Genomic DNA, 14,798 nt, shown 5'->3' with positions numbered 1-14,798 from the left:
CCCACGCCACGGACGGCAGCGACTGCAGACCCGACAGGATCGGCCCGATCGCGGCGCGTACGAACCTCACCCGGGCCACCAGCAGGCCCAGTGGCGTGCCGATCGCCAGCGCCATCAGGAAGCCCAGCAGACCGCGCGAGACGCTGGTCCAGATGTAGTCCAGGAGCGTGCCCTGCAGCCAGGCGTCCTCGACCTCGCCCCACACGTCCCCGGGGGAGGGCAGCTTGCTCGGGTCGTCGACGATGTTGAACGAGACCAGCGCCTGCCACACCAGCAGCACCAGCACGATGGCGGTGACCGGCGGCACGATCTTCTGCGTGAAGGTCGTACGGAAGGGCGTCCGGCCCGTCTGGACCGTCTCCAGGGCGTCCAGGCCCGCCTCGAGCCCGGCCAGGTCGTTGCCGTCCTTGACGGCGGGCGTTTCAGTGCTGGCCATGGCGGCGGATCTCCCCACGCAGTTCTTCGGTGATCTCCAGGGACAACTCCGCCACGGCGGCGTCCTCGATACGGCGCGGCTGCGGAATGTCGACCCGCCACTCCCGGGCCACGCGACCGGGACGGGAGGAGAGCAGGACGACGCGCTCGGCGAGCCGGACCGCCTCGCGCACGTTGTGCGTCACGAACAGCACCGACAGCCCCGTCTCGCGCCAGATCCGGGTCAGCTCGTCGTGCAGCACGTCACGGGTGATCGCGTCCAGCGCCGCGAACGGCTCGTCCATCAGCAGCAGCCTGCTGTCCTGGGCGAGCGCACGGGCCAGCGCCACGCGCTGGCGCATACCGCCGGAGAGTTCGTGCACCCGCTTGCCGTACGCCCCCTGCAGCCGGACCAGCTCCAGCAGCTCCTCGGCGCGGCCGCGGCGCTCGGCCTTGGGCATGCCGCGCAGCTTCAGGGCGAGTTCGATGTTCTTGCCCGCGGTCAGCCACGGGAACAGGGCGTGCTCCTGGAACATCAGGGCGGGCCGGCCGTCGGTCGTGATGTCACCGGCGGACGGCCGGTCCAGGCCCGCCACCAGGTTGAGCAGCGTCGACTTGCCGCAGCCCGAGGCGCCCAGGAGGGTGACGAACTCGCCGGGCGCGACATCGAGCGTGATGTCGTCGAGGACGAGCTGCTGCCCGGCGGGGCCGGCGAAGGACTTCGAGACATGCTCGATGCGTGCGGAGTACTCGACCGACGTACCGGCGTCGGCGGCCTTGGCGAGGGCGGTTGCCATGGTCGTCACCTCCTGGGAACTCAACGGGACTTGGGGTTACTGGACGCCGAGACCGGCGTCGTCGACGGTCGGCTTGCCCTCGGCGGCGAGGACCTTGTTGAGCAGCGTGAGGTCGTAGATGCCGGTCAGGTCCGGCTGCTCCAGCAGCCCTGCCTCGACGGCGTGCTGGGCCTCGGTGCCGAGGGTGGCGGCGAGGGGGTCGTCGGTGATGTGGATGGACTCCCACGCCGGGTCGAGCACCTCGGCCGGCAGCTCCTTGCCCGAGTCCACCTTGAGCTGGGCGTTCGCGGAGGCCTTGGCCTGGTCCGGGTTGGCGTTGATCCACGCGTTGGTCTTCACGGACGCGCGCAGTACCGCCTCGACGGCCTTCGGGTGCTCCTTCAGGAACGACTGCGACACGATGATGTTCGTGATCACGAACTTCTTGTCGGGCCACAGGTCGGCCTCGTCGAGCAGCACCTTCGCGCCCTCGGCGACCAGCTTGGACGCGGTCGGCTCCGGCACCCACGCGCCGTCGACGGAGCCCGACTTGTAGGCGTCCGGCGTGATCTTGTTGTCGGTGCGGACGACCGAGACGTCGCCCTGGCCGCTCTCCGCGTCGACCTTCCAGCCCTGCTCGGCGATCCAGTTGAGGAACGCCACGTCCTGCGTGTTGCCGAGCTGCGGGGTCGCGATCTTCTTACCCTTGACGTCGTCCAGGGTCCTGATCTTCTCGGGGTTGACCACCAGCTTCACGCCGCCCGACGCCGAACCGCCGATGATCCTCAGGTTCTTGCCGCCCGACTTGATGTATCCGTTGATCGCCGGGGACGGGCCGATCCAGCCGATGTCGATGGACCCCGAGTTGAGCGCCTCGATCTCGGAGGGACCGGCGTTGAAGGTCGCGTACTCCGCCTTCGTTCCGCCCAGCTCCTTCTGGAACAGCCCCTCGTTCTGGCCCACCAGCGCGGTCGCGTGGGTGAGGTTGCCGAAGTAGCCGATCTTCACGCTGTCGAGACCGTCGATCTTCTTCGCGCCGGCGACGACCTGCTGCTTGGTGTCGTCCTGCGCCTGGGAGCCGTAGCCGCAGCCGGCGAGTGCGAGGAGAGGGAGTGCGGTTATCGCTGCGAGAGTGCGGCGGAGGGCGGTGGTGGCAGGCACGGGAGGTGGTCCTCTCGTTGGCCCGGCGGGTCACGGTCTGTCAGGTCGTGGCCGGGAGGTCGGCAGGTTTTCGGCGGCGCGCCCGGGGCGCGTGCGGCATCGCGCGCATCACGCACATCGCGCCACCCCGCCCTGCCCGCTGCCGAGGGCGCCGCTGCCGACGCGGCCGCCCTCCTTCGCGAACGTGGAGAAGTAGTCCATGGAATTCATGATCAGAAGTCCCACCCGTCGTCCTCGCCCTCGTCCCGGACCGGCTCCGGGGAGGCGAAGGACTCGCCGACCATGCCCGCGGTGAGCGTGGTGCCGTCCGCCGGGTCGATCAGGATGAACGAGCCCGTGCGCCGCGAGTCGGCGTAGGAGTCGACCGGCAGCGGCTCGGCGGTGCGGATCTTCACCCGGCCGATGTCGTTGGCGACGAGCTGCCCCGGGTGCGGGTGCAGGGACAGGTCGTCGAGCGTGAGCCGGGAGGGGATGTCCTTGACGATCGCCTTGACCGTGCGCGTGCCGTGCTTGAGCAGGACCCGGTGGCCGACGGTCAGCGGGGCGTCGGCGACATGGCAGACGGTCGCCTCGATGTCCTGCGTGGTCGGCGGCGCGTCCTTGCTGGGCACGATCAGGTCGCCGCGGGAGATGTCGATGTCGTCCTCCAGCAGGAGGGTCACCGACTGCGTGGTCCAGGCGACGTCGACCGGCTTGCCCAGCAGGTCGATGCCGGAGATCTTCGTCGAGCGGCCGGAGGGCAGCACCGTGATCTGCTCGCCGACGTGGAACGCACCGGCCGCGATCTGGCCCGCGTAGCCCCGGTAGTCCGGGTGCTCGGCGGTCTGCGGCCGGATCACGTACTGCACGGGCAGGCGGGCGTGGCAGTGCGCCAGGTCGTGCGCGACCGGGACGGTCTCCAGGTGCTCCAGGACGGTGGGGCCGCCGTACCAGTCCATGCTCGCGGACGGCTCCACGACGTTGTCGCCGTTCAGCGCCGAGATCGGGATCGCGGTCACCTCGGGGACGCCCAGTTCGGTGGCGTACGCCGTGAACTCCTCGGCGATCGCCGCGAACACCGTCTCCTCGTAGCCGACGAGGTCCATCTTGTTGACGGCGAGGACGACGTGCGGGACGCGCAGCAGGGCGGCGATGGCGGCGTGCCGGCGGGTCTGCTCGACGACGCCGTTGCGGGCGTCGACGAGGATCACCGTCAGTTCGGCGGTCGAGGCGCCGGTGACCATGTTGCGGGTGTACTGCACGTGGCCGGGGGTGTCGGCGAGGATGAACCGGCGGCGCGGGGTGGCGAAGTAGCGGTAGGCCACGTCGATGGTGATGCCCTGCTCGCGCTCGGCGCGCAGACCGTCTGTGAGCAGCGCGAGGTCCGGGCCCTCCTGGCCGCGGCTCGCCGAGGCACGCTCCACGGCCTCCAACTGGTCGGCGAGGACCGACTTGGAGTCGTGCAGCAGCCGGCCGACGAGGGTGGACTTGCCGTCGTCGACGGAGCCCGCGGTGGCGAACCGCAGCAGGGTGGTGGCCGAGAGCTCCTCGGTCGTGATCGTGCTCATGCTTAGAAGTACCCCTCGCGCTTGCGGTCTTCCATCGCGGCCTCGGACAGCTTGTCGTCGGCCCGGGTGGCGCCCCGCTCGGTCAGGCGGGAGGCGGCGATCTCGGCGATCACCTTCTCGATGGTGTCGGCGTCGGAGTCGACGGCGCCGGTGCAGGACATGTCGCCGACCGTGCGATAGCGGACCTGCCGCTTCTCGACGGTCTCGCCCTCCTTGGGGCCGCCCCACTCACCGGCGGTCAGCCACATGCCGCTCCGCTGGAAGACCTCACGCTCGTGCGCGAAGTAGATCTCCGGCAGCTCGATCTCCTCGCGGGCGATGTACTGCCAGACGTCCAGCTCGGTCCAGTTGGACAGCGGGAAGACGCGCACGTGCTCGCCGGGGGCGTGCCGGCCGTTGTACAGGTTCCACAGCTCGGGGCGCTGGCGGCGCGGGTCCCACTGGGAGAACTCGTCCCGCAGCGAGAACACCCGCTCCTTGGCCCGGGCCTTCTCCTCGTCCCGGCGCCCGCCGCCGAACACCGCGTCGAACTTCTCGCTCTGGATCTTCTCCGTCAGCGGAAGCGTCTGCAGCGGGTTACGGGTGCCGTCCGGGCGCTCCTTGAGCACCCCGCGGTCGATGTAGTCCTGTACGGAGGCCACACGGAGGCGCAGCCCGTGTGCGGCCACCACACGGTCGCGGTAGTCGAGGACCTCGGGGAAGTTGTGCCCGGTGTCGACGTGCAGCAGTGAGAAGGGCACCGGCGCGGGCGCGAACGCCTTCAGCGCCAGATGCAGCATGACGATGGAGTCCTTGCCGCCGGAGAACAGGATCACCGGCCGCTCGAACTCGCCCGCCACCTCCCGGAAGATGTGCACCGCCTCGGACTCCAGGGCGTCCAGATGCGAGAGGGCGTACGGGGTGTCCGTGCCCTCCTCGATCGTGGCGACGGTCGTCATGCCAGTCCCCTTTCGCTGAGCAGGGCGTACACCGACGCCGCGGACTCCTGCACGGTCTGGTTCTGCGACTCGATCCGCAGGTCGGGCGACTCGGGCTCCTCGTACGGGTCGTCGACGCCGGTGAGCCCCTTGAGCTCGCCCGCGGCCTGCTTGGCGTACAGGCCCTTCACGTCGCGCTCGCTGCACACCTCGACCGGAGTCGCCACGTGCACCTCGACATACGCCGTGCCGTTCGTCTGGTGCCGCTTGCGCACCGCGTCACGGCTGTCGGTGTACGGCGCGATCACCGGGACGAGCGCCTTGACGCCGTTGCGGGCGAGCAGCTCGGCGACGAAGCCGATGCGCTGCACGTTGGTGTGCCGGTCCTCGCGGCTGAAGCCGAGGCCCGCCGAGATGAACTCGCGGATCTCGTCTCCGTCGAGCACCTCGACGAGGTGGCCCTCTTCGCGCAGCCGGCCGGCCAGCTCGTACGCGATCGTGGTCTTGCCGGCACTCGGCAGACCCGTGAGCCAGACGGTGGCTCCGGTCGTCACGTGTGTCTCCTGAATCTGTGTCATGGTCAGCCGTGCAGCCCGCACTCGGTCTTGGCCCGCCCGGCCCAGCGGCCGGCCCGCGCGTCCTCGCCCTCGAGGACCCGGCGGGTGCAGGGGGCGCAGCCGATGGAGGCGTATCCGTCCATCAGCAGCGGGTTGGTGAGGACGCCGTGTTCGGCGACGTAGGTGTCCACGTCGTCCTGGGTCCAGCGGGCGATGGGGGAGATCTTCACCTTCTGGCGCTTCTCGTCCCACGCGACGACCGGGGTGTTCGCCCGGGTCGGGGACTCGTCGCGGCGCAGTCCGGTCGCCCAGGCGTCGTAGGCGCGCAGGCCCTGCTCCAGCGGCTGGACCTTGCGCAGGAAGCAGCACAGGTCGGGGTCGCGGTCGTGCAGCTTCGGGCCGTACTGGGCGTCCTGCTCGGCGACCGTCTGGCGCGGGGTGAGGGTGATGACGTTGACGTCCATCACGGCCTCGACCGCGTCCCGGGTGCCGATGGTCTCCTCGAAGTGGTAGCCGGTGTCGAGGAAGACGACGTCGACTCCGGGCATCGCGCGGGAGGCGAGGTGGGCGACCACCGCGTCCTCCATCGAGGAGGTCACGCAGAACCGCTTGCCGAAGGTGTCCGCGGCCCACTGGAGGATCTCCAGCGCGGAGGCGTCCTCCAGTTCGCGGCCCGCCTGCTCGGCGAGATCCTTCAACTCCTGGGTGGCACGGTCTTCCTGAGCCGTCGTCATGTCCGGTCCCCTCCCGTCGTGTCGTGCTGGAGTCCGCGGGCCAGCAGCCCGAGGAACTTCAGCTGGAATGCGCGGTTGCACGCCGCGCATTCCCAGGCGCCGTGGCCCTGCTCGCTGGGGCGCAGGTCCTCGTCGCCGCAGTAGGGGCAGTAGAAGGGAGCGGCACGCTCACTCATGAGAGGGCCTCCTCGGAGGCGCGGGCCGCCCAGGTCGCGAACCGCTCGCCTTCCTCGCGCTCCGCCTGGAAGCGCTTCAGGACGCGTTCCACGTAGTCGGGCAGCTCCTGCGCGGTGACCTTCAGACCGCGCACCTTGCGGCCGAAGCCGGCCTCCAGGCCGAGGGCGCCGCCCAGATGTACCTGGTAGCCCTCGACCTGCTCGCCCTGGTCGTTCATGACCAGCTGCCCCTTGAGACCGATGTCCGCCACCTGGATACGGGCGCAGGCGTTCGGGCAGCCGTTGATGTTGATGGTGATCGGCTCGTCGAAGTCCGGGATCCGGCGCTCCAGTTCGTCGATCAGGGAGGCGCCGCGCGCCTTGGTCTCGACGATGGCGAGCTTGCAGTACTCGATGCCGGTGCAGGCCATGGTGCCGCGCCGGAACGGCGAGGGCTTCACCGTGAGGTCCAGCGCCTCCAGACCCTCGGTCAGGGAGTCGACCTGCGACTCGTCGACGTCGAGCACGATCATCTTCTGCTCGACCGTGGTGCGGACCCGGCCCGAGCCGTGTGCATCCGCCAGGTCGGCGATCTTCGTCAGGGTGGTGCCGTCGACCCGGCCGACGCGCGGGGCGAAACCGACGTAGTAACGGCCGTCCTTCTGCCGGTGCACGCCGACGTGGTCGCGCCAGCGCTCCACGGGCTGCGCGGGGGCCGGGCCGTCGACCAGCTTGCGCTTGAGGTACTCGTCCTCCAGCACCTGGCGGAACTTCTCCGCGCCCCAGTCGGCGACCAGGAACTTCAGGCGGGCGCGCGTACGCAGACGCCGGTAGCCGTAGTCGCGGAAGATCGAGATGACGCCCTCGTAGACGTCCGGCACCTCGTCCAGCGGCACCCAGGCGCCGAGCCTGACGCCGATCTTCGGGTTGGTGGACAGGCCGCCGCCGACCCACAGGTCGAAGCCGGGGCCGTGCTCGGGGTGGTCGACGCCCACGAACGCGATGTCGTTGATCTCGTGCGCCACGTCCAGCAGCGGCGAGCCGGAGATCGCGGACTTGAACTTGCGGGGCAGGTTCGAGAACGCCTTGTTGCCGATGATCCGGCGCTGGATCTCGTCGATGGCCGGGGAGCCGTCGATGATCTCGTCGGCGGCGATACCGGCGACCGGCGAGCCGAGGACGACGCGGGGTGTGTCACCGCAGGCCTCGGTGGTGGACAGGCCGACCGCCTCCAGGCGGTTCCAGATCTCGGGCACGTCCTCGATCCGGATCCAGTGGTACTGGACGTTCTGCCGGTCGGTGATGTCGGCCGTGCCGCGCGCGAACTCCTGCGAGATCTCCCCGATCACCCGCAGCTGCTGGGTGGTGAGCCGGCCGCCGTCGATGCGCACCCGCAGCATGAAGTACTCGTCGTCCAGCTCCTCCGGCTCCAGGATCGCGGTCTTGCCGCCGTCGATCCCGGGCTTGCGCTGGGTGTACAGACCCCACCAGCGCATCCGGCCGCGCAGGTCGTTGGGGTCGATGGAGTCGAAGCCGCGCTTGGAGTAGATCGTCTCAATGCGTGTCCGCACATTGAGACCGTCGTCGTCCTTCTTGAACTGCTCGTTGCCGTTGAGCGGGGTGAAGTGTCCCGCGGCCCACTGCCCCTCACCGCGGTGACGGCTCACCTTGCGGCGGGGAGTCGCGGCGGCAGGGTTCTGCGGGGTGGCGGCCATGATCAATCGTCCTTCGGGACAGGCTGGGAAGCGGCTCTGACCTGCGCATACGGGCGCATGGGGGCATACGGGCGCATCGTTGCGCAGGGCAGACAAAAAGGGGGGAGAACGGCGTTGCTGGAGAGGTCTCAGCTCGCCGGACAGATGGCGCTGGACATGCGGCCGAGGTCGACGTGCCGCCGACTCACCAAGGCAATTCCAGTTCCAGACATGACGGAAGCGTGTCATGGCGATCTGGACAGAGTCCAGCTTCGTCCATCATGCGGACACCCTTGTCTCGGATTCCGGGACAAGGGTGGTGTCGCTCACATGGCGCGAACGCCGTCTTGTCGGGCCAGGTCAGACAGGGTACGCCCCGGGCCAGGGGCCGGGCGTGGCCACGTCCGGCTCCTCCTCGACCTTGGTGTCGAAGAGTTGGAAGCCGCGGCGCAGGTAGTTGTCCATCGCGTGCTCGCCGTCCTTGCTGCAGGTGTGCAGCCACACCCGCTTCGTCGACGCCAGGCCCGGCCAGCGGTCCGCCAGGTCCCAGGCGCGCGCGGTGCCGTACGACAGCAGGTGTCCGCCGATGCGTCGCCCGCGGAAGGCGGGAACCAGCCCGAAGTAGACGATCTCCACCACGCCGTCGTCCTGCGGTTCCAGCTCGACGTACCCGGCGGGCGTGCCCCGGTCGTAGGCCACCCAGGTCTCCACCCCGGGCCGGTCCAGGTACTCCCGCCACTGCGCGTAGGTCCAGCCGAGCCGGTCGGTCCAGCGGATGTCGCCGCCGACGGACGCGTACAGGAAACGGCTGAACTCGGGCGAGGGCACCTCGGCACGGACGATGCGTATGTCGCCCTCCGGCGGCGCGGCCGGGAGCAGATCGGTGGGTGCGGTCTGCTCCAGGGACCAGGTGGTCACGGGGATGTTCGTCATGCCGGACAGGGAATCATCCGGTCCGGCGCCCTGTCGATCGGCCCAGCTGAGCGCGTTTCCAGAAGTCCTGCGCGTAACTGTCGGGGAGCCAGGGGCTGGTCCAGGCGTTGTCGAAGGGCATCACCGGGCCGGCTCCTGACCGCCGCAGCCCCCGGACCGGTCCCTGGCTCCCAGCCGGCTACCGGCAGAACCTCTGGAAAGCCGCTCAGGCAGCTCTCAGATCAAGGTCACGGGAGACGATATGAGGATGGAGCTGCGTCGAGCCGACGGCGGGGTGATCGCGGTCGAGGTGGTGGGGGAGCCGGACGCGCCTGCGGTGCTGTTCTGCCACGGGTTGGCCGACTCCCGGCTGACCGTGTACGGCTTCGCGGGCGCGGCCCACACGCTCGGACTGCGCCTCATCGCCCCGGATCGCCCCGGCATCGGCGGCACCGACGCCCGTCGCCTGCCGCGGGTCGTGGACTGGGCTGCGGAAGCCACCCTGGTCCTGGACGCGTTGGACGTCGGCTCGGTGGCGCTGCTCGGCGTCTCGGGCGGCGGAGCGTTCGCGGCCGCCTGCGCGTCCGAGCTGCCTGACCGCGTCCGCAGCCTGCTGCTCATCGCGCCCCTTGGCCCGCCTGCCTGGCCCACCCGCGGGATGGCAGCCGGGCAGCGCGCGTCCTTGCAGATCGCCCGGCACGCTCCGGCCTTCGGTGGCTGGTTTCTGGGCCGCCTGGCCACGCTGGCGCGCCGGGCACCAGGGCTGTTCCTTCGCCTGGCGACCAGCGAGATGCCCGCCAGCGACCGGCGTGCCCTCGCCCAGTCGGACGCGCGCGCGGCCTTCCTGACCAACTACCTGCGAGCGTTCCACCGCGGCAGCTGGGGAGTCGGGCAGGATCTGCGCGTGCTGACCCAACCCTGGGGTTTCGACCTCGAGTCGATCAGGGTGCCCACGTCGATCCACCACGGGGACGCCGACACCACCGTCCCGCTCCAGCACGCCCGCCGCTTCGCCGCGGCGATACCGGGCGCACGCCTTCACATCCATCCCGGCCAAGGCCACTTCTCGATCCTCACCGCACCCGAGCAGACGCTGGCGCCACTCGCCGCATAGCCTGTCGAGGTTGCTGCCGGAGATCACGGCGGCGGCGCGTCCGGTGGGCAACTGGGCCGCGTGGAACCGGTGGACCACAACGCCCTCCGTCCCCGGCGGCCACGTCCCCCGTTACGCGCAGAACTTCTGGATACGCGCTTAGTCCAGCGCCCGGTCGATCGTGTGCAGCGGCAGCGAGAACAGCACCCGCCCCGACTGCGACCAGACCTCGCCGGTCTCCTCCCAGTGGGACAGCGACTGCGCGGGGCCGCTCCAGCACTGATACGTCTCGTCGGTTCCGCACCGCGCCGCCTGCGCGCCGCTCGGGTCCTGCCGCCACAGCGTCCCGTGCCCGTCCTGCTCACCGGCCGCGCGGGCCAGGTACCACCGGTCGCGGTAGGAGAGCACGCCCCGGACGTCGGTCGCCTTCGTCTCGTAGGCCTCGTAAGGGCCGGTGGTCAGGAGTCCGGCGCCCGACGGGTCGTCGCTGAGGGAGTAGCGCCACAGCCGGGTCGGCCGGTCGTCGCCCGCCGGTACCGACTCGCTCGCGACCAGGCTGTCCGGTGTGGTGCTGCGGTCGAGGGAGAGGCCGCCCATACGGGTCCCGCCCGGCAGGCGGTACGAGCCGACGGCGGGCAGCACGTATCCGATGCCGCGTGCCACCGGGCCGCCGGGTGCCCGGTCGGTCGCGGCGTCGTCGGTGTCGGTGCCGGTGGTGGTGCGCTGGATGCGGTCCAGGTCGTACATGTACAGGGCGCGCCCCTCGTCCCCGGTGACCAGCAGCCAGGGGAAGGTGCCGGCGTTCAGCGCCTTGGGGTTGTGGAACCACGGGTAGCCGCCGAACACCTCGTCGGCGGCCTCGCCGGACAGGGCGACGGTGGAGTGCCGGCGGATCTCGCCGAAGAGCAGATACAGCGAGGTGTCCATGTCGCCGACGCCGATCGGCGAGTCCCGGGCCACGACGACCGCCCGCCGGTGCTCGAGGTCGAGCAGGGAGCGCGGGTCGAGGACGACCGTGGAGTGGTCGGTGCCGATGAAGGCGCCCGCTTCCGTGGCGTACGGGGTGTCGTGACCGGTGCGCAGCACGTCGCCGGTGAACTGCTCGGCCTGGTCGCTGTAGTCGACGGCGTACGACCGGATACGGGCGTCCGGCCCTTCGCGCAGCCGGAGTTCGTCGGCGAGCAGGGCGGTCAGCACGGTGGAGTCGATCCCGCCGGACAGCAGACTGCACAGCGGGACGTCGGCCTCCAGCTGACTGCGTGCGGCGGCGCCAACCAGCTGCCCGACGCGTTCGACGGTAGCCTCCCGGTCGTCGGTGTGACGGCCGATCTCCAGCTGCCAGTAGCGGCGTTCACGGATGCCGTCCCGGTCCAGCACGAGCAGGCTGCCCGGCTCGACCTCGCGGACGCCCGACCACACCGTGGGGCCGGTGTTGAACAGCAGGCTGTACGCCTCCCGGAGTCCGTCCGCGTCCACCCGGGGCCGTAACTCCGGGTGGGCGAACAGCGCCTTGGGCTCGGAGGCGAAGGCCAGGCCGCCGTCGACCGCGGCCCAGAACAGCGGCTTGACGCCGAGCCGGTCGCGCACCAGCAGCAGCCGCTGCGCCCGCTCGTCCCAGACGGCGAAGGCGAACATGCCGTCCAGGTGCTCGGCGAGGTCCTCGCCCCATTCGGCGTACGCGCGCAGCACCACCTCGGTGTCGCTGCGGGTACGGAAGTCATGGCCACGGCCACGGAGTTCGGCCCTCAGCTCGTGGTGGTTGTACACCTCGCCGCTGTAACTGAGCACGGCGGTCGGCGCGCCGGGCCGGTCGGGCATCGGCTGGGCGCCGCCCTCGAGGTCGATGACGGCCAGCCGCCGGTGGCCGATCGCGGCGTGCTCGCCGAGCCAGACGCCGCCCGCGTCGGGGCCGCGCGGGGCGAGGGTGGCGGCCATGGCTTCGATGACCCGCGTCTGCGGGCGGGCGTCGTGGTGGAAGGACGCCCAGCCGGTGATTCCACACATGGGGCTACTCCTGGGTGAGGGGTACGTCGACGGACTTCTCGGGCACCCGGACGGCCGAGGCGCGGGCGGGCAGGGCGAGCAGGGGTACGGCGAGACAGGCGGCGCCCGCGGCCAGCGCCAGCCCGGCCCGCGCCCCGCCCGCCGAACCGGCCAGGCCCCAGGCCGCCGTCGCCAGGGCCGGACCGAGCGTGAAACCGAGGCTGCGGGCGAGCTGCAGGGCCGACCCGATCGTGGCGGCCCGGCCGGGCGGGGCGGCGCCCATGACGAGGGCCTGGGTGGGGCCGCCGTTCAGGCCCATGCCGACGCCCGCCAGCGCCAGCCGCCAGGCCACGTCGGGCGGCGACCAGCCGTCGCCCAGCGGAACGAGCAGAAGCAGGCCGAGGGCGGTGAGGCAGGCGCCGAGGACGGCGACCTGCCGTGGGCTGTACCGGTCGGCGAGCCGTCCGCCCAGGGGGCCGGCCAGGCCCATGCCGAGGGGGAAGGCCAGCACGGTCAGCCCGGTCGCGGTGGCGCTGACCCCGTCCTCCCGCTGGAGGTGCAGGGCGACGACGTAGTGCATGGCGGCGAACCCGGCGGCCAGCGACAGCACCGCGCCGTGCGCCCGCAGCAGCCCCGAGGCCCGCAGGGCCCCGGTCACCGGGCGGCCGCCGGGTCCGCGCAGCCACCACCACAGCGGCGGTACGGCGGCGACGGCGAGCACCAGCCAGGCGGGGCCGTCGGAGGCGAGGGTCAGGGCGAGGAGCAGGACCGTCACACCGGCCGCCACGAGGGAGGAGTCGGCCAGCGACCGCCGGTCGGGGGCGTGCAGCCGGCCGTCTGGGGGCATCGCCCGCCGGACCACGAGCAGCGCCAGCAGGCAGAACGGAATCTTGACCAGGAACACCCAGCGCCAGCCCAGCTGGTCGAGGAGCAGCCCGCCCACCGCCGGCCCGGTCACCGCGCCGAGCGGGCCGAGGGTCGCGGGTACGCTCATCGCCCGCCCGCGTACCTCGGGCCGTACCGACCTCATCGCCAGCACCGGCATCAGCACGAACAGCACCGCCGCGCACGCGCCCTGCCCGACCCGGGCCGCGATCAGCCAGGCCGCCCACGGCGCCAGGGCGGCCGCGGCGCTGCACAGGGCGAAGCCGGCGGTGGCGGACAGCAGCGCGGCCCGCAGGCCCACCCCGTCCAGCCACCGGCCGACCGGCAGCAGCAGGGCGACGACGGGCAGTTGGTAGCCCAGCACCGCCCACTGCGCGGTCGCGGCGGAGACGTTCAGGCCGTCCGCGATGTCCGCGAGTGCCACATTGACGATGTTCATGTCCAGCATCGCGACGAACGACAGGACGCCCGCCACGGCCACCAGGGACCAGCGGTCCTCGTGTTGGTCCGTCACGCTTCCGCCCTCCCCACGGGTGGGCTGCCGGACAGCAGCCTCACGTTCCAGAAGTCGGGGGAGGGCGGGGGTGAGTTCCCGGATCCGGCCGAAGATGTCGGCTTCCCTGAACTCAGTGGCTGCCCGGGCCGACCCGGGTAGGGACGGTGCCGGCGTCCACCGCTTCGTCTTCGTCCGGCGTCGCGTCCGCAGGGGACCGGTGGTCGAAGGCGATCAGCGGGTCGCCGGTCAGCGGGTGCTCCACGACGGCCGCCCGTACGCCGAACACCTCGGCCAGCAGGGCGGGCCGCAGGACCTCGCGGGGCGGGCCCGAGGCCACCACGCCGCCGTCGTGCAGCACATGCAGCCGGTCGCAGACGGAGGCGGCGGCGTTCAGGTCGTGCAGCGACACCAGGGTCGTACGGCGCTGGGCGCGCAGCAGGGCGAGGAGTTCCACCTGGTGGCGGATGTCCAGGTGGTTGGTGGGCTCGTCCAGGACGAGGATCTCCGTCTGCTGCGCGAAGGCGCGGGCCAGCAGGACGCGTTGGCGTTCGCCGCCGGACAGTTCGGTGAAGCGGCGCCCGTCGTGCTCGGCCATGCCGGCGTCGGCGAGGGCGCGGGCGACGATGTCCCGGTCGGCGGTGTCCTCCCCGGCGAACGCCCGCTTGTAGGGCGTACGGCCCATGGCGACGACCTCGCGCACGGTCAGCTCGAAGTCGCCGCCCCGCTCCTGCGGGAGCGCCGCGACGCGCCGGGCGGTCTGGACGGGGCTCAGCTCGCGCAGGTCGGTGCCGGCCAGCAGCACCCGGCCTGCGGCGGGCTTCAGATGCCGGTACACCGTACGCAGGAGCGTGGACTTTCCGCTGCCGTTCGGGCCGACGAGGCCGGTGATCTCACCCTCGTCCGCGATCAGATGGGCTCCGGCGACGACCGTACGGCCCGCGTACGCGACGTGCAGGTCCTCGACGTCGATCCTCACAGTGGGCAACCCCGATCTCTCAACTTCCGCTCCCCAGCCGCCGGTCCAGCAGATACAGCAGCGCCGGAGCCCCGATCAGCGAGGTGACGACCCCGACCGGCAGCTCCTGGTTGTCCATGGCCGTACGGCACACGATGTCGACCACGACCAGGAGCAGCGCCCCGAACAGTGCCGAGACCGGCAGCAGCCGGCGGTGGTCGCCGCCGACGACCAGCCGGCAGACGTGCGGGACCATCAGGGCGACGAAGGCGATCGCGCCGGACACCGCGACCAGGACGCCGGTCAGCAGGCTGGTCACGGTGAACAGCTCCCGGCGCAGCCGGACGACGTCGATGCCGAGGCCGGCCGCGGTCTCGTCGCCCATCAGCAGGGCGTTGAGGCCGCGGGCGCGGGCCTGGAGCAGCAGCAGGACGGCCGGCACCGCGACAGCGGGCACGGCGAGCAGCTGCCAGTTGGCGCCGCCGAGGCTGCCCATGAGCCAGAACAGCACGCTGTGGG

At 71.4% G+C, this 14,798-nt stretch carries 16 protein-coding genes; 1 reads left to right on the top strand and 15 read right to left on the bottom strand.

Annotated elements, in window-relative coordinates; genetic code table 11:
• The 11 genes from ACTWQJ_RS29250 to ACTWQJ_RS29200 all read right to left on the bottom strand — a co-directional run.
• A partial coding sequence (locus ACTWQJ_RS29250) for an ABC transporter permease (RefSeq protein WP_443309540.1) occupies window positions 1–436 on the bottom strand: 436 nt, incomplete at its 3' end.
• Window positions 423–1,211, bottom strand: coding sequence for an ABC transporter ATP-binding protein (locus ACTWQJ_RS29245; RefSeq protein WP_443309539.1), 789 nt, complete (start codon window positions 1,209–1,211; stop codon window positions 423–425). The genes ACTWQJ_RS29245 and ACTWQJ_RS29250, both read right to left, overlap by 14 nt.
• Window positions 1,212–1,247: 36 nt before the next feature.
• Complete coding sequence (locus ACTWQJ_RS29240) at window positions 1,248–2,351, bottom strand: aliphatic sulfonate ABC transporter substrate-binding protein (protein ID WP_443309538.1); 1,104 nt, start codon at window positions 2,349–2,351, stop codon at window positions 1,248–1,250.
• 212 nt (window positions 2,352–2,563) lie between these two features.
• Window positions 2,564–3,898, bottom strand: a complete 1,335-nt coding sequence (locus ACTWQJ_RS29235) for a sulfate adenylyltransferase subunit 1 (protein WP_443309537.1) — start codon at window positions 3,896–3,898, stop codon at window positions 2,564–2,566.
• Window positions 3,899–3,900: 2 nt separating this feature from the next.
• Entirely contained in the window at window positions 3,901–4,836 is a 936-nt protein-coding gene (gene cysD, locus ACTWQJ_RS29230; protein WP_443309536.1) for a sulfate adenylyltransferase subunit CysD, read from the bottom strand.
• Window positions 4,833–5,393 (bottom strand): adenylyl-sulfate kinase, encoded by a 561-nt coding sequence (cysC, locus tag ACTWQJ_RS29225; RefSeq protein WP_443309535.1) that lies wholly within the window; start codon window positions 5,391–5,393, stop codon window positions 4,833–4,835. The genes cysD and cysC overlap by 4 nt, the downstream gene beginning before the upstream one ends.
• 2 nt (window positions 5,394–5,395) lie before the next feature.
• Window positions 5,396–6,106: a phosphoadenylyl-sulfate reductase gene (locus ACTWQJ_RS29220; RefSeq protein WP_443309534.1), complete on the bottom strand. Its 711-nt coding sequence runs from the start codon at window positions 6,104–6,106 to the stop codon at window positions 5,396–5,398.
• Window positions 6,103–6,282 carry a hypothetical protein gene (locus ACTWQJ_RS29215; protein ID WP_443309533.1) on the bottom strand — a complete coding sequence of 60 codons (180 nt, stop codon included), beginning with the start codon at window positions 6,280–6,282 and terminating at the stop codon, window positions 6,103–6,105. The genes ACTWQJ_RS29220 and ACTWQJ_RS29215 overlap by 4 nt, the downstream gene beginning before the upstream one ends.
• Window positions 6,279–7,976 (bottom strand): nitrite/sulfite reductase, encoded by a 1,698-nt coding sequence (locus tag ACTWQJ_RS29210; protein WP_443309532.1) that lies wholly within the window; start codon window positions 7,974–7,976, stop codon window positions 6,279–6,281. Before ACTWQJ_RS29210 ends, ACTWQJ_RS29215 begins: the two co-directional genes overlap by 4 nt.
• Before the next feature lie 128 nt (window positions 7,977–8,104).
• Window positions 8,105–8,188 carry a putative leader peptide gene (locus tag ACTWQJ_RS29205; RefSeq protein WP_309486338.1) on the bottom strand — a complete coding sequence of 28 codons (84 nt, stop codon included), beginning with the start codon at window positions 8,186–8,188 and terminating at the stop codon, window positions 8,105–8,107.
• A gap of 127 nt (window positions 8,189–8,315) precedes the next feature.
• The gene (locus tag ACTWQJ_RS29200) at window positions 8,316–8,888 is read right to left on the bottom strand and encodes a GNAT family N-acetyltransferase (RefSeq protein ID WP_443309531.1); all 573 of its coding nucleotides are present in this window, start codon (window positions 8,886–8,888) and stop codon (window positions 8,316–8,318) included.
• A 247-nt stretch (window positions 8,889–9,135) separates the two neighbouring features.
• Here ACTWQJ_RS29200 and ACTWQJ_RS29195 point away from each other — a divergent pair, with 247 nt between their 5' ends.
• Window positions 9,136–9,981, top strand: a complete 846-nt coding sequence (locus ACTWQJ_RS29195; protein WP_443309530.1) for an alpha/beta fold hydrolase — start codon at window positions 9,136–9,138, stop codon at window positions 9,979–9,981.
• A gap of 138 nt (window positions 9,982–10,119) precedes the next feature.
• Here ACTWQJ_RS29195 and asnB read toward each other — a convergent pair whose 3' ends face one another.
• From asnB to ACTWQJ_RS29175, 4 genes are all read right to left on the bottom strand, one after another.
• Window positions 10,120–11,964, bottom strand: coding sequence for an asparagine synthase (glutamine-hydrolyzing) (gene asnB / locus ACTWQJ_RS29190; RefSeq protein WP_443309529.1), 1,845 nt, complete (start codon window positions 11,962–11,964; stop codon window positions 10,120–10,122).
• A 4-nt stretch (window positions 11,965–11,968) separates the two neighbouring features.
• Window positions 11,969–13,342 (bottom strand): MFS transporter, encoded by a 1,374-nt coding sequence (locus tag ACTWQJ_RS29185; RefSeq protein WP_443309528.1) that lies wholly within the window; start codon window positions 13,340–13,342, stop codon window positions 11,969–11,971.
• Between the two features lie 112 nt (window positions 13,343–13,454).
• Window positions 13,455–14,300 carry an ABC transporter ATP-binding protein gene (locus ACTWQJ_RS29180; protein ID WP_443309541.1) on the bottom strand — a complete coding sequence of 282 codons (846 nt, stop codon included), beginning with the start codon at window positions 14,298–14,300 and terminating at the stop codon, window positions 13,455–13,457.
• A 19-nt stretch (window positions 14,301–14,319) separates the two neighbouring features.
• Window positions 14,320–14,798, bottom strand: a 479-nt coding sequence (locus ACTWQJ_RS29175; RefSeq protein ID WP_443309527.1) for a FecCD family ABC transporter permease, incomplete at its 5' end; no start/stop codon positions are given.

It is taken from the genome of Streptomyces sp. KR55, from assembly GCF_052245645.1.
Classification (GTDB): Bacteria; Actinomycetota; Actinomycetes; order Streptomycetales; family Streptomycetaceae; genus Streptomyces; species Streptomyces flavusporus.
This window is presented reverse-complemented; position numbering and strand designations above follow the sequence as displayed.

Excerpts from the sequence above, each read along its gene's own strand:
- asnB (WP_443309529.1), bottom strand. The coding sequence starts at position 11,964 with ATGTGTGGAATCACCGGCTGGGCGTCCTTCCACCACGACGCCCGCCCG.
- ACTWQJ_RS29220 (WP_443309534.1), bottom strand. The coding sequence starts at position 6,106 with ATGACGACGGCTCAGGAAGACCGTGCCACCCAGGAGTTGAAGGATCTC.
- cysC (WP_443309535.1), bottom strand. The coding sequence starts at position 5,393 with ATGACACAGATTCAGGAGACACACGTGACGACCGGAGCCACCGTCTGG.
- ACTWQJ_RS29205 (WP_309486338.1), bottom strand. The coding sequence starts at position 8,188 with ATGTCTGGAACTGGAATTGCCTTGGTGAGTCGGCGGCACGTCGACCTC.
- ACTWQJ_RS29210 (WP_443309532.1), bottom strand. The coding sequence starts at position 7,976 with ATGGCCGCCACCCCGCAGAACCCTGCCGCCGCGACTCCCCGCCGCAAG.
- ACTWQJ_RS29215 (WP_443309533.1), bottom strand. The coding sequence starts at position 6,282 with ATGAGTGAGCGTGCCGCTCCCTTCTACTGCCCCTACTGCGGCGACGAG.
- ACTWQJ_RS29235 (WP_443309537.1), bottom strand. The coding sequence starts at position 3,898 with ATGAGCACGATCACGACCGAGGAGCTCTCGGCCACCACCCTGCTGCGG.
- ACTWQJ_RS29245 (WP_443309539.1), bottom strand. The coding sequence starts at position 1,211 with ATGGCAACCGCCCTCGCCAAGGCCGCCGACGCCGGTACGTCGGTCGAG.
- ACTWQJ_RS29200 (WP_443309531.1), bottom strand. The coding sequence starts at position 8,888 with ATGACGAACATCCCCGTGACCACCTGGTCCCTGGAGCAGACCGCACCC.
- ACTWQJ_RS29195 (WP_443309530.1), top strand. The coding sequence starts at position 9,136 with ATGGAGCTGCGTCGAGCCGACGGCGGGGTGATCGCGGTCGAGGTGGTG.
- cysD (WP_443309536.1), bottom strand. The coding sequence starts at position 4,836 with ATGACGACCGTCGCCACGATCGAGGAGGGCACGGACACCCCGTACGCC.